Here is a 21,573-nt window from a genome sequence, read left to right on the forward strand (position 1 = left end):
CCCGATGACCGCCCCGCATCCCCCGGCGGCTCCGCCCGCCCGCACCGCCCCCGTCACGCGCCTCGTCGCGGCCCCGCCCGACGCCGACGCCCCCGGCAACCTCGCGGCGCACCTCGCCGCGCTGGCCGAGCGGCGCGGCTGGGGCGGGCGGGTCGCCTTCCACCAGGGGCACCGGATCTGGACCCACGGTGAGGTGCACGAGCTCGCGGCCCGCGCGGCGAGCGTGCTCGCCGGTGAGGGGGTGCGGCCCGGCGACCGGGTGCTGCTGGCGCTGCCCGACGGCATCGCCTGGGTGACGGCGTTCCTGGCCACCGCCCGCCTCGGAGCCGTGGCCGTGCTGGTCAACCCCGAACTCCCGGCGGCCGAGCACGCGTTCATGGCCGAGGACACCGACGCCGTGCTGTGCGTGACCGGACCGGGCCTGGAGGACCGGTTCCCGGGCCGGGCCCGGATCGGCGCCGACCAGCTGGTCGCGTTCACCCCGGCCGCCGAGCCGGCCGCCGCCCACCCGGTCGACGCGCACACCCCGCTGTACGTGCAGTACACCTCCGGCACGACGGGCCGCCCCAAGGGGGTGGTGCACGTGCACGGCGACCCGAAGACGTACCACGACCTCATCGGACGGCGGCTGCTGCGGATCACCGAGGACGACGTCACCCTGTCGGTGTCGAAGCTGTACTTCGCCTACGGCTTCGGCAACGCCTTCGTCTTCCCGCTGTTCTCCGGCTCGTCCGCCGTGCTGGTGGACGGGCGCCCGACCCCGGCCGCCGTGGACGGACTCGTCGCCCGGCACCGGGTGACCCTGCTCTACTCCGTGCCGTCCGCGTACGCCACGCTGGTCGCCGACCGGGGCAACGGGCACGCGGCCTGCTTCGCCTCGGTACGGGCCGCGGTGTCGGCCGGCGAGGGCATGCCCGACGGGCTCGGACGGCAGGTGACCGAACTTCTCGGCGCGCCCGTGCTGGAGCAGATCGGCTCCACCGAGGCCGGGCACGCCTTCTGCGCCAACGGCTTCGACCACAACCACCCGGGCACCGTCGGCCGTGCCGTACCCGGCTTCGAGGTGGAGCTGCGCGACCATGCCGGGGATCCGGTGCCGGACGGCGCGGAGGGCGAGATGTGGGTGCGCGGGCCGACGGTCACGCCCGGCTACCTGAACCGGCCCGAGGAGACCGAGCGCGCCCTGTCCGGCGGCTGGCTGGCCACCCACGACCGGGCGCGCCGCGAACCGGACGGCACCTTCCGGCATCTGGGCCGCACCGACGACATGGAGATGGTCGGCGGCATCACCGTCTCCCCGCTGGAGGTGGAGGCCACGCTGCGGACCCATCCGGGAGTGCGGGAGGTCGCGGTGGTGGCCGTCACCGACGGGCCCGGCGCCAGCCGGCTGCGCGCCTTCGTGGTGCCCGCCGCCACGCCGCCGCCGGGCCTCCAGGACGACCTGATCCGGCTGGCCCGGGAGCGCCTGGCCGCCTTCAAGGTCCCCAGAAGCGTCAGCTTCGTCCCCTCGCTCCCGCGCACGTCCACCGGCAAACTCCGCCGCCATCTGGTCCGCCAGGGCGCGTGGTGAACATGGCAGAAAGGAACGGCCTCATGGCCCGACAGCCCCTCCTGGCCGACCGCGCGTTCTATCTGGGCCCCGTCTTCCGGGACGCCGCCGACCGCCACGGAGCCGTCTTCGTCACCCTGGACCGGCCGCTGGACGTCAGCCCCGGCCTCGGCGTCGACCTCAGCTACCGGGTGCTGGCCGACGTCGTCGACGAGCTGTCCGGCCGGCTGTGGGAGGCCGGGGTACGGCCCTCGGAGCAGGTGGTCGTCCACAAGACGGACAACGTCGACATCGTGCTGCTGACCTGCGCCGTCTCCCGCATCGGCGCCGTCCCGGTGCTGCTCTCGCCGACTCTGGCGGGTCCCGTCGCCGGACAGCTGCTCCAGCGGCTGCGCCGGCCCTGGCTGATCACCGACCGGGCGAAGCTCGAGGGCCCGCTGCGGGAGATCGACGACCTGTCCATGCTGGTACGGCGGACGCTGTCCGTGGACGACGCGCCCGGCGCGGAGCCGCTGGAGAAGTACGCCGGCGCCGAGCCTCCCACGCCGGTACGGCTCCACCCCCGCGAACCCGCCCTCATCACCCACAGCTCGGGCACCACCGGCGTCCCCAAGCTCGCCGTGCACTGCGCGGGCGCCATGTGGAACCGGCTGGTCCCGCAGAAGGCGATGGGCTGGCCCACGCGCGGCGAGACCGCGGCGCTGCACATGTCCTTCGTGCACTCGCGCTTCTACCATCTGCTCGGCGTCCTGCTGCGCTTCGGCAGCCCGCTGGTGCTGATCACCGACCCGGACCCGGCCACGGTGGGACCGCTGCTGGCCCGGCACCGGCCCGGGATCGTCGAGACCCACCCCAACACGTTCGTACTGTGGGAGGAGCTGGCCGACGCGCCGGGGGCACCGCTGTCCCGGGTCCGCTCGTACGGCTCGACGTTCGACGCCATCCACCCGCGGACCGTGAAACGGCTGCTGAACGCGTCCAGGCGCCGTGCGCCCTGGCTGATCCAGCTGTACGGGCAGAGCGAGACGGGCCCGGTCGCCTTCCAGTGGTTCACCCGGCGCAGCGCGTCCCGCGCGGACGGCCGCCGGGTCGGGACCGGGATACCGGGCTTCACCCGGGTCCGGGTCACCGCCGCCGACGGCAGCCGGGCCAGGCCCGGCGAGCCCGGCCGGATCGAGGCCCGCACCCGGGGCCGCATCCTCACCTACCTCGGCGCCCGGGAGCACTACGAGCGCCAGCTGGACGGCGAGTGGTGGCAGATGGGCGACATGGGCTACCGGAGCCGGCTGGGCGCCCTGTACCTGATCGACCGGGAGGTCGACCGGATCGACGCCGTGCACAGCAATCTGGAGGTCGAGGACACGCTGATGGACCGTCTGGAGGAGCTGCGTGAGGTCGTCATCGTGCCCGGCGTGGACCGCGAGCCGGTACCGGTGGTGTGCGTCCGGAACGAACGGCCGCTGGACCCGGAGCGCTGGCGGGAGGCCACGGCCGACCTGCCCGCGATGGCCGAGCCGAGGCAGTGGCGGTTCGAGGAGCTGCCGATGACGGCGACGTGGAAGGTGAAACGGGTGGAGATCACCCGCATGCTGGCCGAGGGTGCCCGCGCGTGATCCCGGTCGTCGTGGTGGGCGCCGGCCCCGTGGGCCTGTCGGCGGCACTGGCCCTGCGCGCCCACGGCCTGCCGGTGCTCCTGCTGGAAGCCGACCCGGAGGGCCGTCGGCGCCCCGGCAGCCGCGCGCTGTTCGTGCACCGGGAGACGCTGCGGCTGCTCGACGGGATGCGTCCGGGGCTGGCCGCCGAGATCACCGGGTACGGGCAGACCTGGCACACCCGCCGCACCCTGTACCGGGGACGTGAGGTGTACTCCCGCACGTTCCCGCCGCCGTCCGGGCTTGTGCCCTTCACCAGCCTGCGCCAGGTGGACACCGAGCGGTTCCTGCTCGCCGCCTGCGCGGAGGCCGGGGTGGAGTTCGTCTGGGACGCGGAGGTGACGAACGTACGGACCGGCCCCGAGGAGGCCGTGCTGACGACCGCGGACGGGCGGGCCTTCAGCACCCGGTACGTCATCGCCGCGGACGGGGCCCGGTCGGCGGTCCGGGCGGCGCTGGGCATCCACATGGAGGGCACCCACGGGGACGGTTTCCACGTCGTGGTGGACGTGTCCGACGTGCCGGGTGCCGAGCTGCCGCTGGAGCGGGTCTTCCACTACGAGCATCCCGGGCTCGGCGGGCGCAGCGTGATGCGCGTGCCGTTCACCGGCGGCTTCCAGGTCGACCTCCAGTGCCGGGACGACGACGAGCGGGAGGAGTTCGGCACCGAGGAGGCGGTACGGCGCTGGCTGCCCGCGGTCGTCGGGGAGGGGTACGACGAACGCATCCTGTGGGTGTCGACGTACCGCTTCCTGCGCAAGGTCGCGGCCTCCTTCACCGACCCGCACGGGCGGGTGCTGCTCGTCGGTGAGGCGGCGCACCTCTTCCCGCCGTTCGGGGCGCGCGGCATGAACAGCGGGATCGCCGACGCGGCGGCGGCGGCCGAGGCGGTCGCTGCCGGGACCGCGGACGCGGTGGCCGGTTTCGACGAGGTGCGGCGGGCCGCGGGCCTGTTCAACAGTGCCGCCGCCGGGGCCGCGCTGGACCATCTGCGGCCGCAGCGGCGGATCGTACGGGTCAAGCAGCGTGCCGCGGCGACCCTCGCGCCGGTGCTGCCGTGGTGCGGGTCGTGGCTGGAGCACGCTCCGTACGGTCCACGGCACGGGGCACCGGCGACCGCCGGCAAGTACTGAGGAGGCGAGCGCCGTGACACAACCGGCGACCATGGAAGGTCTGTTGACGTGGACGCCCCGTGGTGGGCTGACGGCCGGTCCGGCGGACGGCGGGCGGCTGCTCGTCGCGGACTCCTGGCTGGTGCGCGACGGCCGGGTGCGCGGCCTCGGCCGGCACCGGGAGCGTTTCCTGCGGGCCTGCGGCGAGTGCGACGGGCCGCCGCTGCGCCGGCTCCTGGAGTTCTGGCAGGACATGACGGCCGCGCTGCCGCGCACGGGTGAGTGGTTTCCCCGGGTGGAACTCGCGGCGGACTCCGGTGAGTTGCGGCTGCTGCTGCGGCACGCCCCGCCGCTCGGCAGCGAGATACGGGTGTGGGCGGCGGGGCAGTCCGATCCGCGGGCCCTCCCCCGCCGCAAGGGCCCGGACCTGGACGTCCTGGCCCGGGTGCGGCGGCGGGCGACCGGCGAGGGTGCCGAGGAAGCGGTGCTGGTGACGCCGTCCGGTGTGGTGCTGGAGGCGGCCACCGCGAGCGTGCTGTGGTGGGAGGGCGACACCCTGTGCCTGCCCGAGCCGCGGCTGCCCGTGCTGCCCGGGGTGACCGTGGGCCTCGTCCAGGAACGGGCCCTGCGCCTCGGCGTCCGTGTCGCCCACCGCGAGCGGACGGTGGCGGACCTGGACGGCCGTGAGGTGTGGCTGGTCAACGCGCTGCACGGCATCCGGCCGGTGACGGGCTGGACGGGCGGACCGGTACGGGCGGCCGTTCCGGTGCGCGCGCCGGAATGGCGGGAATGGCTGGACGGCATCTTGGAGCCGCTGCCGGAGAAATAGGCGAAATAAAAAATACGGGCATCGGCGATTGATGCCGATGCCCGTACTTCGCGTTTATTTCTGCGCCGGCTGATAACCCCCCGGCACCATCCGGGTCGCGATCGCGATCCGGTTGTAGGCGTTGATGACGGTGGCCGCCCAGATCAGTGCCGCGATCTGGTTCTCGTCGAAGACCCCGGCGGCCTCGGCGTAGACCGCGTCCGGCACACGGCCGTCGTGCACCAGGGTCACGGCCTCGGTCAACGCCAGTGCGGCACGCTCGCGTTCGGTGAAGAAGGGCGTCTCCCGCCAGGCGTTCAGGGCGTAGATCCGCTGCTCGGTCTCGCCCTGGGCGCGGGCGTCCTTGGTGTGCATGTCGAGGCAGAAGGCGCAGCCGTTGATCTGGGAGGCGCGAATCCGGATCAGTTCCAGGATTTCCGGTTCCACCTTCGCTTCCTGGGCGGCGGAAACGGCGGCGCCGTGCAGTGCGCCCATGGCGGCGGACACGTCGGGGGTGATTTTCTTCAGGGCCACGCGGGATATGGAATCGCTAGTGCTCATGGGGAGACTGTAGTACCTCTATCCGCCGAAATGAATTCCGGACCGGAAAACACGCCCGATTATTCGGGCAGCGCCGCGCACAGCGCGTCCAGCGCCCCGGACCACGCGTGGTCCGGGGGTGTCCCGTACCCCACGACGAGCGCGTCCGGCGCCTCGGTGGCCGACTCCGGATGCCGGTAGCGGCTCAGGCCGTGCACCGCGACACCGTGCCAGGCCGCCGCGCGCAGCGTCGCCTGTTCGGTGCCCGGCGGGAGCCGCAGCACCACGTGCAGGCCGGCCGCGATGCCGGTGGCGCGGACCGCGGGGGCCCTGGCGGCGAGTTCGGCCACCAGGGCGTCCCGGCGCCGCCGGTAGCGCAGGCGGGAGGAGCGGACGTGGCGGTCGTAGGCGCCGGAGGTGAGGAACTCGGCGAGGGTCAGCTGGTCCATCACCCCGCAGGTGTCGACCTCGCCCTTGGCGGCCGTGACCTCCGCCGCCAGCGCCGACGGCAGCACCATCCAGGCCAGCCGGAGCCCGGGGGCGAGGGACTTGCTGGCGGTGCCCAGGTGGACGACGTGGTCGGGGTCGAGTCCCTGGAGGGCGCCGACCGGCTGGCGGTCGTAGCGGAACTCCCCGTCGTAGTCGTCCTCCAGGACCAGTCCGCCGGTGCGCCGGGCCCAGTCCACGACGGCCGCGCGCCGGTCGCGGTGCAGTGCCACGCCCATCGGGAACTGGTGGGCGGGGGTGAGCAGTACGGCCTCGGCGGAGCCCAGTCCGTGGGGGTCGGTGCCGAGTTCGTCGTACGGCAGCGGGCGCGTGGCCAGTCCCGTGTCGGCCAGCAGCCTCCAGTGGATGTCGAGGCCGTACGCCTCCACCGCCACCGTCCGCACGCCGCGCGCCCGCAGCACCCTGGCGAGGATCCGCAGGCCGTGCGAGAACCCGGCGCAGACGACGATGGCGTCCGGGTCGGCGCGTACGCCCCGGGCGCGGGAGAGGTAGGCGGCGAGGGCGGTACGCAGTTCGGGGCGGCCCCTCGGGTCGCCGTAGTCGAGGGCGTGGCTGGGGGCGGCGGTCAGGGCGCGGCGGGCGGCCTTGAGCCACTCGGCGCGGGGGAAGGAGGCGAGGTCGGGGGTGCCGGGGACGAGGTTGTAGGCCGGCCGGTGGGGTTCGTGGCGGCGGGGCGCGGTGCCGGCCGGCGGGACCACCGCCCGGTCGGCGACCCGGGTGCCCGAGCCCTGCCGGGCGGTGAGCCAGCCCTCGGCGACCAGGTCGGCGTAGGCGTCGGCGACCGTGTTGCGGGCGATGCCCAGGTCGGCGGCGAGGGTGCGGGAGGACGGCAGCCGGGTGCCGGGGGCGAGGCGGCCGGTGCGGACGGCGTCCCGCAGGGCGTCGGTCAGGCCCCGGCGCAGGCCGCCCGAGCGGGCCGGTTCCAGGTGCAGGTCGATACCCAAAGTGGCCCAGTTTTCCGCCATGGAAATGGACCATACTCCTGGGCTGCCTCGCTTCTAGGGTCGAGAGCATGAGCACACGGCAAGCCAACGAGTACGCCCCTGAACACCCGCCCCGCCTCCGCTGGGCCCAGCACGCCCCCGAGGTCTACAAGGCGATGGTCCGGCTGGACACGGCCGCCAAGAAGGGCCTGGACCCCAAGCTGTACGAGCTGGTGAAGATCCGCGCCTCGCAGATCAACCACTGCGCCTTCTGCATCGACATGCACACCAAGGACGCCCTCGCGGCCGGCGAGAGCGTCGAGCGGATCGTGCAGCTCAGCGCATGGGAGGAGTCGCGGCACTTCTACACGGAGAAGGAGCTCGCGGCGATCGAGCTGACCGAGGCGATCACCGTACTGACGGACGGGTTCGTGCCGGACGAGGTGTACGAGCGGGCCGCCAAGCGGTTCGAGGAGGCCGAGCTGGCGCAGCTGATCGCCGCGATCACGGTGATCAACGCGTGGAACCGGTTCGGCGTGAGCACCCGGATGACCCCGGGCCACTACCAGCCGGGGCAGCACCAGTGAGCCGTACACGGTTGCTGGACCGCGAGGCCGGCACGGCCATGTCGGCGCTCAGCGCGGCCGCGAAGAAGGGGCTCGGCGACCCGGTCCTCGCCGAACTGGTCATGATCCGCGCCTCCCAGCTCAACCACTGCGCGTTCTGCCTCGACATGCACCTCCAAGTGGCCCGGGGCAACGGGGAGTCGGAGGACCGCATCCAACTGCTGAACGCCTGGGAGGAGACCGAGTCCCTCTACAGCGAGCGGGAGCGGGCGGCGCTGGCCCTGACCGAGGCGGTGACCGTACTGACGGACGGCTTCGTCCCGGACGACGTGTACGAGCGGGCCGCCAAGCAGTTCGACGAGCCCGGACTCGCCCACCTCATCGCCTTGATCACCGCCATCAACAGCTGGAACCGCCTGATGGTCAGCCGCCGCGTCGCGCCGGGGGGTCACCGGCCCTGAGGAAGGTCGGATACTCGACGACGCTCTAGCCTGGACGCATGGCGAGCACGATCGAATTCAGGCCCACCGAAGAGGACGAGCGGATCATCCGGGCCGCCATGCAAAGCGGCGACAGCCCGAGTGATGTGATCCGGCGCGCGCTGCGACTGCTGGAACGCGAGGTGTGGCCGGCCGAAGCCCGTACAGCAGCAAAGCGGCTCGCGGACGAGGACCTCTCTGGAGAAGCAGGTGTTTGGTGAGGCCGTACGGCCTGGTCATGAGCCCGTCCTCGATGCCGTGGAACGTCGCGACCATCATCCCGACGTCCACGGGGGCGCAGCCCACGGTGTTCCGTCCGGAGCTGGAGATCGCCGGCACGCGGACGCGGCTGCTCATCGATCAGATCCGCACGGTCGACGTCAGCTACATCCACGGCGACCCCGTCCACTATCTCGACCGCGACGAAATGGCCGAAGTGGAGCACGCGCTCAGTCGCTACCTCGGACTCTGATCCGCCGGGCGCTCACGAGGAGCGCCCGGCGGCCGCACCGGCCGTCAGGACAGCCACGCCTTCCACGTGGACGGGTGGCTGTTCACCCACTTCTCCGCCGCCTGGTCCGGGGTCAGCTTCTGGTCGGCGATCAGGAGGGAGACCTGGTTCTGGTCCTCGGTGGTCCAGTTGAACTTCTTCAGGAAGGCGGCCGCCTTGCCGCCGGACTTGGCGAAGTCGGCGTTGAGGTACTTCTGGAGCGGGGTGTGCGGGTAGGCGCAGGCGACCTTCGCCGCGTCCGCGTCGCAGCCCTCCTTGTACGGCGGGAGCTTCACCTCGGTCATCGGGACCTTCTTGAACAGCCACTGGGGTGAGTACCAGTACGTCAGGAAGGGCTTCTTCTCCTTGGCGAACTGCCGCATCTGGGTGATCTGGGCGGCCTCGGAGCCGGCGAAGACGACCTGGTAGTCCAGCTTGAGGTTGTCCACCAGCGCCTTGTCGTTGGTGACGTACGACGGTGAGCCGTCCATGAGCTGGCCCTTGCCGCCGCTCTCCGGGGTGCGGAAGAGGGAGGAGTACTTGTTGAGGTTCTTCCAGTTGGTGATGTCCGGGTGCTGCTTGGCGAGGTAGGTGGGGATGAACCAGCCGATGTGCCCGGTCACCCCGAGGCCGCCGCCGCGCGCGATCGTCTTCTTGTCGTCGACGTACCGCTTCTCCTGGTCGGGGTGGCCCCAGTCCTCCAGGATGGCGTCGACCCGGCCCTGGCTGAGCGCGTCCCAGGCGGGGACCTCGTCGACCTGGACGGTGTCCACGCGGTAGCCGAGCTTGTGCTCCAGCAGGTACTGGGCGACGGCCACGTTGGACTGGGCGCCGACCCAGGACTGCACGGACAGGGTGACCGTCTTCGACCCCTGCGCGTTGGCGAACGGCGAGGCCTGCTTGGTCATGTCGGCGGCACCGCACCCGGTGACCAGCGACAGGGCCGCCGCGCCCGAGGCGATCAGGGCCGCCTTGCGGTTGAGGCTCATGTCACGCTCCCTTCGTCGCGCGGCGTTCGACGGGCTGGGTCACCCGGTCCAGGACCAGGCCGAGGCAGACGATCGCCGCGCCGGCCACCAGACCGGTCGCGAGGTCGCCCTGGGCGAGGCCGAAGGCCACGTTGTAGCCGAGGGCACCGCCGCCGACCAGGCCGCCGATGATGACCACGGCCAGGACCAGGACCACGCCCTGGTTGAGGGCCAGCAGCAGCGACCGGCGGGCGAGCGGAAGCTGCACCTGCCACAGCTGCTGGCGGCCGGTGGCGCCGAGCGAGCGGGCCGACTCCAGCGCGGCCGGGTCGACCTGGCGCAGGCCCTGCGCGGTGATCCGGACGACGGCCGGGAGGGCGTAGACCACGGCCGCGGCGACGGCGGGGGCGCGGCCGACGCCGAACAGGGCGACGACCGGGATCAGGTACACGAACTGCGGCATCGTCTGGAAGACGTCCAGGACCGGGCGCAGCGCCCGTTCGAAGCGGTCGCTGCGGGCGGCGGCGATACCGGTGGCGAAGCCCAGGACGAGGGTGACGGCGACGGCCGCGAGGACCTGCGAGAGGGTGTCCAGGGAGGGCTCCCACACGCCGAGCACACCGATCGCGGCCATCGCGAGCACGGCGGTCAGCGCGGTGCGCCAGGTGCCGATCACCCAGGCCAGCGCGGCCACGATCAGCAGCACCGACCACCAGGGCAGCCACTGGAGACCGGAGCGCAGCGGGTCGAGGACCCAGATGGTGAAGTGCCCGGCCCAGTCCGCGGTGCCGCCGACGACCGGAACGCCGGTGTACAGGTGCGCGGTCATCCAGTCGACGGCCCGGTTGACGGGTTCGGCGATGTTCAGGGTCCAGGCGTCGGGCCAGTCGACACGGCCCAGGAGGCGGGCGGCCACGGCGACACCGACGGTGCCGACGGCCGCGTACAGCCACCCCATGGACCGGGAGCGGGAGGTGCCGCCCCCCGCCGTGCCGTCCCCGGCCGCGCAGGTGACCCGGTCCAGGACCACGGCGAGCAGCACGATCGGGATGCCCGCTGCCAGGGCCGCGCCCACGTCGACGGAGGCCAGCGCCTGGTAGACGCGGTCACCGAGGCCGCCGGCGCCGATGACCGAGGCGATGACCGCCATGGACAGCGCCATCATGATCGTCTGGTTGAGGCCGAGGAGGAGTTCCTTGCGGGCGAGCGGGATGCGCGCGGTCAGCAGGCGCTGCCGGGCCGTCGCGCCGAGCGAGTCCACCGCCTCCAGCACCTCGGGGTCGGCGCCGCGCAGGCCGAGCGCGGTGAGGCGGGCCATGGGCGGGGCGGCGTAGACGACGGTGGCGAGGACCGCCGCCGGGACGCCGATGCCGAAGACCAGGACGACCGGGAGCAGGTAGGCGAAGGCGGGGAGCACCTGCATGGTGTCCAGGACCGGGCGCAGGGCGCGGTCCAGGCGGTCGGAGAGCCCGGCGCCCAGGCCGAGCAGGAAGCCGACGCCCACGGAGACCAGTACGGCGATCACCATCAGCGCGAGGGTCTGCATGGTCGGCACCCACATGCCGAGCACCCCGCAGGCGAGGAACGCGGCGGCCGTGCCCAGCGCGAGCCGGAGCCCGGCGGCCCGCCAGGCGACGAGCGCGCCGAACGCGGTGACGCCGGCCCAGCCCGCGGCGAGCAGGGCGAGGTACACGGCGCGTACGGAGAGCACGACCGCGTTGCTGATGTAGCCGAAGAAGTACAGGAACAGCGGGTGGCTGTCCCGGTTGTTGATGATCCAGTCGCTGGCACTGGAGAGCGGCTTGGCCAGGTCGACGGTCAGCGTGTGGGGCCATGCGGCGCTCGGCCAGCGGACGGCGGCGAGGGGCACGAGGACCGCGGCGGCGAGGGCGAGCAGGAGGAGTTTCTGGGCCGCGCGGTGTTTGAGGGGACCGGGGAGGGTGAGGCGGGGCGCGCTCGCGGTGACGGTTGCCATCAGACGGTCTCCGCGTCGGTGGCGGCGGGCGGCGTCTGCCGCGGGCGCTTCGGGAGGCCCGCCTTCTGCCGGGCGCGTGCGGCCACCTGGGCGGCACGGCTGCTGGCGGCCGGGGGGTTGCCGGCCACGAACCCGAGCAGTGCGTCCGCGTCGACCACCCCGAGGCACCGCCCCTCGTCCACCACGCACGTCGTCCTGCCGTCGGCCGCCACGGCCTTGATCGCGTCGGCGACGACCATGTCCGGCCGGAGCGCGCCCGGGTGGTCCGGGCCGCCGCAGTCGCCGGGGCGCATGGCCGAGCGGACGGTCATGACCTGTTCGCGCGGGACGTCCCGGACGAACTCCCGCACGTAGTCGTCGGCCGGGGAGCCGACGATCTCCTCGGGGGTGCCGAGCTGCACCACGCCGCCGTCGCGCATGAGGGCGATGCGGTCACCGAGCTTGAGGGCCTCGGCGAGGTCGTGGGTGATGAAGACCATCGTGCGGCCCTCCTCGCGGTGCAGGCGGACCACCTCGTCCTGCATGTCGCGCCGGATCAGCGGGTCGAGGGCGCTGAACGGTTCGTCGAAGAGCAGCACCTCGGGGTCGACGGCGAGCGCGCGGGCGAGGCCGACGCGCTGCCGCTGGCCGCCGGAGAGCTGGGCGGGCCGGCGCTTCTCCATGCCCTTCAGGCCGACCTTGTCGACGACCGCCTTCGCCCGGGCCCGGCGCTCGGCGCGGCCGACGCCCTGGATCTCCAGTCCGTAGGCCACGTTGTCGAGGACCGTGCGGTGCGGGAGCAGGCCGAAGTGCTGGAAGACCATGGCGGCGCGGTGCCGGCGCAGTTGGCGCAGCCGGGTGCGGTCCATGGAGCGGACGTCCTCGCCGTCGATGGCGATGGTGCCCGAGGTCGGTTCGATCAGCCGGGTCAGACAGCGCACCAGGGTGGACTTGCCGGAGCCGGACAGCCCCATGACGACGAAGACCTCGCCCTTGCGGACGTCGAAGGAGACGTCGCGGACGGCGGCCGTGCAGCCGGTGCGGGAACGCAGTTCGGCGGGCGTGAGGCCGGTCAGCTCGGGGTCGTCGGGGACGCTGTCGGCCTTGGGGCCGAACACCTTCCACAGGCCGTCCACCGCGAAGACGGGGGCGTCGTCGGTGGGCGGCTTGCGGGTGGCGGGTGTGGTGGGTGTGGCGGTCATCGCACACCACCTCCGATCAGGTCGACGGCTTTCTCACCGACCATCAGCACCCCGATCATCGGGTTGACGGCGGTCATGGTCGGGAACACGGACGCGTCGGCGATGCGGATGCCGTCGAGGCCGCGGATCTTCAGTTCGGGGTCGACGACGGCGAGTTCGTCGTCGACGGCACCCATGCGGCAGGTGCCCGCCGGGTGGTAGACGGTGTGCGCGACCTTGCGGGCGTACTCGCTGAGTTCGGCGTCGCCGAGGATCTCCGGCCCCGGGCACACCTCGCGCTTCAGCCAGCCCGCGAGCGGTTCGGTCTTCGCGATCTCGCGGGCGATGCGGATGCCGTCGACGAGGGTGCGGGCGTCGTAGTCGTCCTCGTCGGTGAAGTAGCGGAAGTCCAGGGCGGGCTTGACCGACGGGTCGGCGCTGGTCAGGTAGAGGCGGCCGCGGCTCTTCGGCTTGGGGATGTTCGGGGTCATCGAGACGCCGAACTCCGGTCGCCGGTAGCCCAGGCGCTCGGGGTTGTCCGTGAAGGGGACCTGGTAGAAGTGGAACATCAGGTCCGGGCCCGCGTGTTCGGGGTCGCGGCGCACGAACAGGCCGGCGTCGGAGTCCATCGCGGAGTTCTCGGGGATCGGGCCGTTCGTCTCCCAGACGATCACCGATTCGGGGTGGTCCAGGAGGTTCTCGCCGACGCCCGGCAGGTCGTGGGCGACCGGTATGCCGAGCCGCTCCAGGTCGGCCTTCGGACCGATGCCGGAGTGCAGCAGCAGGCGGGGCGAGTCGACCGCGCCCGCGCACAGCAGGACCTCGGTGCGGGCGCGTACGAGGAGTTCCTCGCCGTCCTTGGTGCGGACGTGCACGCCGCGGGCGCGGGTGCCGTCCAGCTCCAGCTTGTACGCCCAGGTCTCCAGCAGGACGGTGAGGTTGGTGCGCTCGTCCATCACCGGGTGCAGATAGGCCACGGAGGCGCTCGAGCGCTTGTTGTCCTCGGGGTGGTAGGCGAGGTCGAAGAATCCGGTGCCCTCGGTGAAGGGCTTGCGGTTGAAGCCTTCGACCCGGGGTACCCCGAGTGCTGACTGGGCGGCGTCGACGAAGTCGCGGGCGATGGCGTTCCGGTCCTTCTCGTCGACCGGGACGATGTTGTTGAGGAGGCGGGCGTAGTAGGCCTCCATGAGGACGGGGCCCCAGCCCTTGGCGCCGGCGGCCTCCCACTCGTCCCAGTCGGAGGGCAGGGGCTTGAAGGCGATGAGGGTGTTGTGGGAGGAGCAGCCGCCGAGGACGCGGGCGCGGCTGTGCCGGATGTGGGAGTTGCCGCGCGGCTGTTCGGTGGTGGGGTAGTCGTAGTCGAGGTCGCCGCCGAGGAGGCCCATCCAGCGGCGCAGGGTGAGGACGTCGTCGCGGCCGACGTCGCTGGGGCCGCCCTCGATGACGGCGACGGTGACGTCCGGGTTCTCGGTCAGGCGGGAGGCGATGACGGAGCCTGCCGTGCCGCCGCCGATCACGACGTAGTCGTAGACGTGGGGACTGTCGGACATGGGGGTGCTCACTCCAGGGTGGGGGAACGCTCGGGGAGAGTCGGGGGAAGTCGGCCGGGGCGAGGTCAGCCGGCGAACCAGCGCACCGGCTTCGGCGCCAGGTTCTGGTAGACGTGCTTGGTCTCGCGGTACTCGGCGAGTCCGGCGGGGCCGAGTTCGCGTCCCACGCCGCTCTTGCCGAAGCCGCCCCACTCCGCCTGCGGCAGGTAGGGGTGGAAGTCGTTGATCCAGACGGTGCCGTGCCGCAGCCGTCCGGCGACGCGGCGGGCGCGGCCGGCGTCGGCGGTCCAGACGGCGCCGGCGAGGCCGTACTCGGTGTCGTTGGCGAGGAACACGGCCTCGTCCTCGGTGCGGAAGGTCTCGACGGTGAGGACCGGGCCGAAGACCTCCTCCCGGACGACCTTCATCTCGCGGTGGCAGCGGTCGAGGACGGTCGGCTCGTAGAACCAGCCGGACTCGGGGCGGGTGTCGGCGGGCCGGGGCCGCTTGCCGCCGGAGCGCAGCACCGCGCCCTCGGACAGGGCGGATTCGACGTACGCCTCCACCTTGTCGCGCTGCTGCGCGGAGACGAGCGGGCCGCACTCCACGCCGTCCTCGGTGCCCCGGCCGAGGCGGATCTTCTCCGCGCGGCGGGCGAGTTCGGCGACGAAGCGGTCCCGGACGGACTCCTCGACGATGAGGCGGGCGCCGGCCGAGCAGACCTGGCCGCTGTGGATGAAGGCGGCGTTGAGGGCCTGGTCGACGGCGGTGTCGAAGCCCTCGTCGGTGGCGCAGGCGTCGGCGAAGACGACGTTGGGGTTCTTGCCGCCGAGTTCGAGGGCGACCTTCTTGACGGTCGGGGCGGCGGCCTGGGCGACCTTGGTGCCGCTGATCAGGCCGCCGGTGAAGGAGACCAGGTCGACGTCGGGGTGCTCGGCGAGGCGGGCGCCGACGGTGTGGCCGGGGCCGGTGACGATGTTGGCCACGCCGGCCGGGAGCCCGGCCTCCGCGAGCAGCTCGATCAGGGCGACGGTGGTCAGCGGGGTGATCTCGCTGGGCTTGACGACGAAGGTGTTGCCGGCCGCGAGTGCCGGGGCGATCTTCCAACTGGCCTGGAGGAGCGGGTAGTTCCAGGGGGTGATCAGCGCGCAGACGCCGACCGGCTCGTGCACGACGACGCTGTGGACATCGGGCGAGCCCGCGTCGACGACCCGCCCGGGGGCCTCGCCGGCGACGAGGTCGGCGAAGTACCGGAAGGCGTCGGCGACACAGTCGATGTCGACGCGGCCCTCCTCGACGGTCTTGCCCGCGTCCCGGCTCTCCAGCAGGCCGAGTTCCTCGCGGTCGCGCGCGAGGAGGTCGGCCACCCGGCGCAGCAGGGCCGCGCGCTCGGCGACCGGTGTGCGTGGCCACGGCCCCTCGTCGAAGGCGCGGCGGGCGGCGGCCACCGCGACTTCCGCGTCCTTCTCGTCACCCTCCGCGACCACGGCGAAGGGCTGGGCGTCCGCGGGGTCGAGGATCTCGCGGGTCGCGCCGGAGACCGCTTCCAGCCACTCGCCCCCGGCGTGGATCGTCGCCCGCGCCTGTCGTTCCGTTGTCGTCGCCATGCTCGCTGTTGCCTTCCGTTCCTGTTCAGCTCCCGTGTGTCACACACGTGTCACTCTCGGGGACCGTGTCCGCCTGCCCGGACCTCCGGATTGCATGCGCAATCGATGGCCGAAAGTGCTTCGCGTCACTGCGAATACGGACAAACAGGGGCGAATTCGGGCGCGAGGCGTCCCTTCAGTCCGCCGGACGGGCGTCCGGCCAGCCGGTCATCAGATCGCGTACGCGGGCGCGCAGCCAGGCGTGGGCCGGGTCGGCGTCGTGGCGGGGGTGCCAGGCCAGGCCCAGTCGCAGCGCGGGGAGGGGGAGCGGAACCTCGAAGGTGACCAGGCCGAGGGCGGCGGCCAGGGGCAGGCTCCAGGAGCTGACCAGCCCGACCAGGTCGGTGTCGCGGAGGACGAAGAGCGAGGCCGGGAAGGTGCCTACGGTGCCCACCACCCGGCGCTCCAGGCCGAGTTCGGCCAGCGCGGCGTCGATCGGGCCGTGCAGCCTGCCGCGCCGCGAGACACTGAGGTGATCGGCCTCCGTGGCGTACCGCTCGGCGGTCAACTCGCCGGTGAGGAGCGGGTGCCCGGCCCGTACGACGCCGACCATCCGGTCCTCGCACAGGGTTTCCACGTGCACCTCGGGTGTGGCGGTGTCGATCACCCCGACCTCCAGGTCGGCCGTGCCCTGGCGCAGGAACGGCGCGTCCAGGTGACTCTCGGCGAGGAAGCGGATGCGGATGCCGGGGGCCTCCTCGGCGGCGCGGGCGAACAGGGTCACGCCGAGCGCGGCGGCGATCGCGTCGGGGCCGAGGACCGTGAAGGTGCGGGAGACCGTGCGCAGATCGGTGTCGCGGCCCGGCGCGAACAGGGCGCGGGCCCGCTCCACCACCGCGCTCACCTCGGCGCGTACGGCCAGGGCGTGCGGGGTCGGCACCATCCGGCGGCCGGCGCGGACCAGCACGGGGTCCCCGAGCGCCTTGCGGATGCGGCCCAGGGTGCGGCTCATCGCCGGTTCGGAGAGGTGCAGGCGACGGGCCGCGCCCTGGACGCTCTGTTCTTCGAGGAGGACGTCCAGCGCGAGCAGCAGATTCAGATCGATCCCCGCCGGCGAGTCCACGGATTGCGTCATGCGCAATTGTCCCTTGCGAAAGTTGCACTGGAAAGCAGGTCACCGCCGAGCCTACGGTGACGGGGCAACCCACACCACCCACCGAGCTCCCGGGAGGAGCCGTGCCCTCGCACGCCCTGAAACGCCCGACCCTGCTGGCACTGTGCGCCTGCGTGCTGGTCGCGCAGAGCATGGTCGCCGCCATCAACCTCCTCATCCCGCAGCTGAGTTCCTCCTCGCTGCATCCTTCGCACAGCGAGATCCTGTGGACGGTCGACGCCTACGTCATCGCCTTCGCCGGACTCCTCATCCCGGCGGGCGCCCTGGGCGACCGGTACGGCCGCAAGGGCGCCCTGCTCACCGGGCTGGCCCTGTTCGCGGCGGGCGCCGGCACCAGCGCGCTCGCCACCGACCCGGCCGTACTGATCGCCGGCCGCGGCCTGTCCGGCGCCGGGGCGGCGCTGATCACCCCGGCCACCCTGTCGATCCTGGTGCACCTGGCCGCCCCGGAGCACCGCGCCCGCACGCTGGCCTCCTGGACCCTGGCGCTGGGCCTGGGCGGCGCCGCCGGAAACCTCGGCGGCGGCCTGGTCGGCCAGTTCCTGTCCTGGCGGGCCCTGTTCGCCGCGATGGTCCCGCTGGCCGCGCTCCTCGCCCTCGCGGTGGCCGTCACCACCCCGCGCACGGACCGCGCCGCCCGCAGCAACCTCGACCCCCTCGGCACCGTCCTGCTCACGGCGGGCCTGGTCGCGGTCCTCTTCGGCATCATCGAGGGCCCGGCCCACGGCTGGACCTCCGCGCGCATCCTGGGTGCCTTCGCGGCGGGCGCACTGCTCGTCGCCGCCTTCACCACCCACGCCCTGCGCTCGCCCGCACCGCTCTTCGACCCCCGCGTCTTCGCCTCGCCCCGCCTGCGCTCGGCCGCGCTCGGCACGGCCACCGGCTTCTTCGGCCTGTTCTCCCTCTTCTACGTCAACTCCCAGTACCTGCAAGAGGTCCACGGCTTTGGCGCCGCCCTCACCGGCGTCGCGATCATGCCGCTGGTCCTCGGCATGGCGCTCGTCCCCAAGTTCGCCGCCCGCTGGGCGAGCCGCCCCCGCCCGGTCGTGGGCGGCGGTCTCGCCCTCATCGGCCTCGGACTGCTCGGCGCGTCCACCGCCGACGCGGGCACGCCGTACTGGACGTGGGCCTGCTGGCTGCTGGTCATCTCGGCCGGCGCCGGGCTGTCCATGCCCGCCCTGACCCTCGGCGTCGTCTCCTCGCTCCCGCCCCACCAGGCGGGCCTCGGCTCCGGGCTCGGCACCTCGGCCCGGGAGATCGGCGCGGCCCTGGGCGTCGCGGTCACCGGCACGGTCCTCTCCTCCCACGCCGACCTGGCCGACGGCATGGGCCCGGCCCTGCGCACGGTCGCCCTGGTGGTGCTGGCGGCGACGGCGGTCGTGGTGGCCGGGTACGGCGGACGGAACGGCTCACGCACTATCGCGTCCGGGCCGGAACGCGTACTATCGCGTTCTGCGCGCTCCTGAGCCCCTCTTCGCAGTCCGGTCGCCCCCCTTCCCCTCCTGGAGCCTTCATGCCCGCCCTGCTGGACCCCGTCCTAGACCTGCTGATGCTGCGCGGGACCGTCACGGCCACCGAACCGATCGCCGCCCGTATGCGCCGGCTGCGCATCGAGGGCGACGCGCTCGCCGGTCTCGAGGTGCGCCCCGGGCAGCAGGTGCGGGTGCTGGTCGGCGGCGGGCTGACCCGTCGTACGTACTCGGTGTGGCGCTACGAGCCCGCCGGTGCCGTCGAGTTGTGCGTGCTGGACCATCCGGGGGCGGGGCCCGGCGCACGGTGGGGGCGGACCGCCGAGCTGGGCGACCAGGTGCGGCTGGGCAGACCGGAGGGCTCCTTCGTGCTACGCCGGGACGCCGCGCACCACGTCTTCGTCGGGGAGGAGACGGCCTGCGTCGCCTTCGGCGCGATGCTGGCCGCGCTCCCCCAGGACGCGCGGGTCTCCGGCTGCGTCGAGACGTCCACGGCGGCGGACCGGCTGCCGCTGGCCCACGCCGACCGCCTCGACTGGCAGAAGAGGGGCGGTACTTCGCTGCCGGAGGCGGTACGGCGGCTCGCTCCGGGACCCGGCGGCGTCGCGTACGTCGCCGGGGAGGCGCGGACCGTGCAGGCGGTACGGCAGGTGCTCGTGCGGGAGGCGGGCTGGGACCGGCGGGCGGTCCTCACCAAGCCGTTCTGGGCGCCGGGCAGGCGCGGACTGGAGTGACGGCTACCCGCAGGAGGCGCCGGCGGGGCAGAAGGACGACACCGCCGTGGTCAGCGGTGCGCGGACCAGGCCGGCGGACAGGCTCTCCGGGCCGCTGGAGCGGATCGCGAACAGCGTGCCGTCGGCGGCCTGGAAGCGGTGGTCGATGACCTGGCGGGCGCCCTTGTCCTTGTCGTCGTAGCGGTACGTCAGCTCGGACCAGGTGTCCCCGGACGTGCGGTCGTGGGCCTCGTAGCCGGGCTGGTGCGAGTAGCCGTAGACGGAGTCGTTCTCGGCGAGGTCCAGGGACTCGGCGGGGCCGGACTCGGACAGCTCGAAGATCTGGAGCTGACGGCCGTCGGACGGGGAGTCGTAGAACACCACCTTGGCCTTCTCGCCCTGCTTCTGCCTGCGTTTCCAGCCCTCGGGGACATCGAGGGTGTAGCCGACGGGGTCGTGGGCGAGGCGGTAGCCCTTGGGGGCCGACGGGGACTGGAGCGTCGAGCCCGAGGCGGTCGACGCGGGCGGCGAGGTGCCGGGGGCCGGCTCGGAGACGCCGGTGTCGGGCCCGGGGCCGGACTGCGCGCCGGTTCCGCCGCCGCCGTGATCGCGGCCGAGGTACCGGACCCCCAGGAAGGAACCCGCCGCGACCAGGACCATCACGGCGACCAGGACGGCCAGGCGGCCGGTGGTGCGCCGGGGCGCGGAGGGCGGGGTGTACGCGGGCGTGGCCGGCGATGACGTCCAGGCCGGCGGCACGGGTGGCTGGGCCGGGGGCGGGACGTGGGCCGGGGGGCCGTCGGCGTACGGGGAGCCGCCGGCGTACGACGGGCCGGACGATGCCCACGGGTGCGGCGGCGGGGGCACGTCACCGTACTGGTACTGCCGGTCGGTCGCCGGGGGCGGTGGGTCGCCCGCGCGGCGGTCGGCCGCGGCCCGGTCCGCCCACGGCGGGGGCGACTGGGCGGTCTGGGTCTGCGCCGACGCCCACGGCGGCGCCGGGTCCGGCTCGCCGGCGGCCCAGGGCGCCTGGCCGCTCTCCTCGCCCGGCTCGTGCTCGGGCCCGTCCTGACTGCTGCGTCCGCTCATCGCGAACCCCCCGAATCAGCGTGTTGCGTACTGCTCCTGAAGGTAGCGGTGAAAACGGGCGCGGGCCCCCTTCCGGAAGAAACCGGAAAGGGGCCCGTACGGGAAAACGCGTGCGGCTCAGATGAGGCCGAGGCCGCGGACCGCCTCGCGCTCCTCCTCGAGCTCCTTGACGGAGGCCTCGATGCGGGCGCGGGAGAACTCGTTGATGTCCAGGCCCTGGACGATCTCGTACTTGCCGTCCTTGGTGGTGACCGGGAAGGAGGAGATCAGGCCCTCCGGGACGCCGTAGGAGCCGTCCGAGGGGATGCCCATGGAGGTCCAGTCGCCCTCGGCGGTGCCGTTGACCCAGGTGTGCACGTGGTCGATGGCGGCGTTGGCGGCGGAGGCGGCCGACGAGGCACCGCGGGCCTCGATGATCGCGGCACCGCGCTTGGCGACGGTCGGGATGAAGTCCTCGGCCAGCCACTTCTCGTCGTTCACGGTCTCGGCGGCGTTCTTGCCGGCGACCGTGGCGTGGAAGATGTCCGGGTACTGGGTGGCCGAGTGGTTGCCCCAGATCGTCAGGCGCTTGATGTCGGCGACCGTGGTGCCCGTCTTCTTCGCGAGCTGGGTCAGCGCGCGGTTGTGGTCGAGGCGGGTCATCGCGGTGAAGCGCTCCGCCGGTACGTCCGGGGCGGCGGCCTGGGCGATCAGCGCGTTGGTGTTGGCCGGGTTGCCGACGACGAGGACCTTGATGTCGTCCGCGGCGTGGTCGTTGATGGCCTTGCCCTGCGGCTTGAAGATGCCACCGTTGGCGGAGAGCAGGTCGCCGCGCTCCATGCCCTTGGTGCGGGGCCGGGCGCCGACGAGCAGCGCCACGTTGGCACCGTCGAAGGCCACGTTCGGGTCGTCCGTGATGTCGATGCCCTGGAGGAGCGGGAACGCGCAGTCGTCCAGCTCCATGGCCGTGCCCTCGGCGGCCTTGAGCGCCGGGGTGATCTCCAGCAGACGAAGCTTGACCGGCACGTCCGCGCCGAGCAGCTGGCCGGAGGCGATGCGGAAGAGCAGGGCGTAACCGATCTGGCCGGCCGCGCCGGTGACGGTGACGTTCACGGGAGTGCGGGTCATGGCGTTCTCCGTATGACAGCTGGCGGTGGGGCGTCCCTGCCCCGGGTGGGACGTACAAATGATCGATCTCTTGGCGTCAAGAGAGATCAGCGATCAGGCTATCGCGCATCCGGGATGGCGAACGGCCGGGGCCCGTGTGGCCCACCCCACAAGCCGCCGCGCGGCGTGCCGCTGCCG

General features: G+C 73.0%; 20 protein-coding genes. 10 read left to right on the plus strand and 10 right to left on the minus strand.

The genetic code is table 11. The features are described 5' to 3' along the window. Positions 1–4: 4 nt before the first annotated feature. The 4 genes from ABZ915_RS27530 to ABZ915_RS27545 are packed head-to-tail and all read left to right on the plus strand — an operon-like array spanning position 5 to position 5,142. Entirely contained in the window at positions 5–1,570 is a 1,566-nt protein-coding gene (locus ABZ915_RS27530; RefSeq protein ID WP_361808590.1) for an AMP-binding protein, read from the plus strand. Positions 1,571–1,593: 23 nt separating this feature from the next. Next, the gene (locus ABZ915_RS27535; protein WP_361808593.1) at positions 1,594–3,162 is read left to right on the plus strand and encodes an AMP-binding protein; all 1,569 of its coding nucleotides are present in this window, start codon (positions 1,594–1,596) and stop codon (positions 3,160–3,162) included. After that, positions 3,159–4,334, plus strand: a complete 1,176-nt coding sequence (locus tag ABZ915_RS27540) for an FAD-dependent monooxygenase (RefSeq protein ID WP_361808596.1) — start codon at positions 3,159–3,161, stop codon at positions 4,332–4,334. Before ABZ915_RS27535 ends, ABZ915_RS27540 begins: the two co-directional genes overlap by 4 nt. Before the next feature lie 13 nt (positions 4,335–4,347). Beyond that, a complete protein-coding gene (locus ABZ915_RS27545) occupies positions 4,348–5,142 on the plus strand; it encodes an aminotransferase class IV (protein ID WP_361808599.1) in 795 nt (264 codons plus the stop codon). Positions 5,143–5,196: 54 nt separating this feature from the next. Here ABZ915_RS27545 and ABZ915_RS27550 read toward each other — a convergent pair whose 3' ends face one another. Then, on the minus strand, positions 5,197–5,682 hold the full coding sequence (locus tag ABZ915_RS27550; protein ID WP_361808602.1) for a carboxymuconolactone decarboxylase family protein: 486 nt from the start codon (positions 5,680–5,682) through the stop codon (positions 5,197–5,199). 59 nt (positions 5,683–5,741) lie between these two features. Further along, complete coding sequence (locus ABZ915_RS27555; RefSeq protein ID WP_361808604.1) at positions 5,742–7,133, minus strand: PLP-dependent aminotransferase family protein; 1,392 nt, start codon at positions 7,131–7,133, stop codon at positions 5,742–5,744. Positions 7,134–7,180: 47 nt separating this feature from the next. On the opposite strand from ABZ915_RS27555, the gene ABZ915_RS27560 reads away from it, so the two are divergent. Genes ABZ915_RS27560 through ABZ915_RS27575 form a run of 4 tightly spaced genes read left to right on the plus strand, consistent with a single transcriptional unit; the run spans position 7,181 to position 8,608 of the window. Then, positions 7,181–7,678 (plus strand): carboxymuconolactone decarboxylase family protein, encoded by a 498-nt coding sequence (locus ABZ915_RS27560; protein WP_361808607.1) that lies wholly within the window; start codon positions 7,181–7,183, stop codon positions 7,676–7,678. Next, positions 7,675–8,118, plus strand: a complete 444-nt coding sequence (locus ABZ915_RS27565; RefSeq protein ID WP_361808610.1) for a carboxymuconolactone decarboxylase family protein — start codon at positions 7,675–7,677, stop codon at positions 8,116–8,118. The genes ABZ915_RS27560 and ABZ915_RS27565 overlap by 4 nt, the downstream gene beginning before the upstream one ends. A 38-nt stretch (positions 8,119–8,156) precedes the next feature. Further along, entirely contained in the window at positions 8,157–8,357 is a 201-nt protein-coding gene (locus tag ABZ915_RS27570) for a hypothetical protein (RefSeq protein ID WP_361808613.1), read from the plus strand. 17 nt (positions 8,358–8,374) lie between these two features. Further along, positions 8,375–8,608: a type II toxin-antitoxin system PemK/MazF family toxin gene (locus tag ABZ915_RS27575; RefSeq protein WP_361808616.1), complete on the plus strand. Its 234-nt coding sequence runs from the start codon at positions 8,375–8,377 to the stop codon at positions 8,606–8,608. Between the two features lie 44 nt (positions 8,609–8,652). Here the strand turns inward: ABZ915_RS27575 and ABZ915_RS27580 are convergent, their stop codons facing one another. The 6 genes from ABZ915_RS27580 to ABZ915_RS27605 form a co-directional block, all read right to left on the minus strand. After that, positions 8,653–9,615, minus strand: coding sequence for an ABC transporter substrate-binding protein (locus ABZ915_RS27580; protein ID WP_361808619.1), 963 nt, complete (start codon positions 9,613–9,615; stop codon positions 8,653–8,655). 1 nt (position 9,616) lies between these two features. Continuing rightward, entirely contained in the window at positions 9,617–11,569 is a 1,953-nt protein-coding gene (locus ABZ915_RS27585; RefSeq protein WP_361808622.1) for an ABC transporter permease subunit, read from the minus strand. Then, complete coding sequence (locus tag ABZ915_RS27590) at positions 11,569–12,750, minus strand: glycine betaine/L-proline ABC transporter ATP-binding protein (RefSeq protein WP_361808625.1); 1,182 nt, start codon at positions 12,748–12,750, stop codon at positions 11,569–11,571. The genes ABZ915_RS27585 and ABZ915_RS27590 overlap by 1 nt, the downstream gene beginning before the upstream one ends. Continuing rightward, a complete protein-coding gene (locus tag ABZ915_RS27595) occupies positions 12,747–14,279 on the minus strand; it encodes a GMC oxidoreductase (RefSeq protein WP_361808627.1) in 1,533 nt (510 codons plus the stop codon). The genes ABZ915_RS27590 and ABZ915_RS27595 overlap by 4 nt, the downstream gene beginning before the upstream one ends. Positions 14,280–14,344: 65 nt before the next feature. Beyond that, positions 14,345–15,865: an aldehyde dehydrogenase family protein gene (locus ABZ915_RS27600; protein ID WP_361808630.1), complete on the minus strand. Its 1,521-nt coding sequence runs from the start codon at positions 15,863–15,865 to the stop codon at positions 14,345–14,347. A gap of 175 nt (positions 15,866–16,040) precedes the next feature. Beyond that, complete coding sequence (locus tag ABZ915_RS27605) at positions 16,041–16,979, minus strand: LysR family transcriptional regulator (protein ID WP_361808633.1); 939 nt, start codon at positions 16,977–16,979, stop codon at positions 16,041–16,043. 101 nt (positions 16,980–17,080) lie between these two features. On the opposite strand from ABZ915_RS27605, the gene ABZ915_RS27610 reads away from it, so the two are divergent. After that, on the plus strand, positions 17,081–18,484 hold the full coding sequence (locus ABZ915_RS27610; RefSeq protein ID WP_361808636.1) for an MFS transporter: 1,404 nt from the start codon (positions 17,081–17,083) through the stop codon (positions 18,482–18,484). 47 nt (positions 18,485–18,531) lie between these two features. Beyond that, entirely contained in the window at positions 18,532–19,221 is a 690-nt protein-coding gene (locus ABZ915_RS27615) for a siderophore-interacting protein (protein ID WP_361808639.1), read from the plus strand. 3 nt (positions 19,222–19,224) lie between these two features. Here ABZ915_RS27615 and ABZ915_RS27620 read toward each other — a convergent pair whose 3' ends face one another. Continuing rightward, positions 19,225–20,289 (minus strand): hypothetical protein, encoded by a 1,065-nt coding sequence (locus tag ABZ915_RS27620; RefSeq protein ID WP_361808642.1) that lies wholly within the window; start codon positions 20,287–20,289, stop codon positions 19,225–19,227. A gap of 117 nt (positions 20,290–20,406) precedes the next feature. Beyond that, positions 20,407–21,396, minus strand: a complete 990-nt coding sequence (locus tag ABZ915_RS27625) for a malate dehydrogenase (RefSeq protein WP_361808645.1) — start codon at positions 21,394–21,396, stop codon at positions 20,407–20,409. Positions 21,397–21,573: the final 177 nt, after the last annotated feature.

Origin of the sequence: Streptomyces sp. NPDC046915 (assembly GCF_040644935.1) — a bacterium.
In the GTDB taxonomy this organism is placed as follows: domain Bacteria; phylum Actinomycetota; class Actinomycetes; order Streptomycetales; family Streptomycetaceae; genus Streptomyces.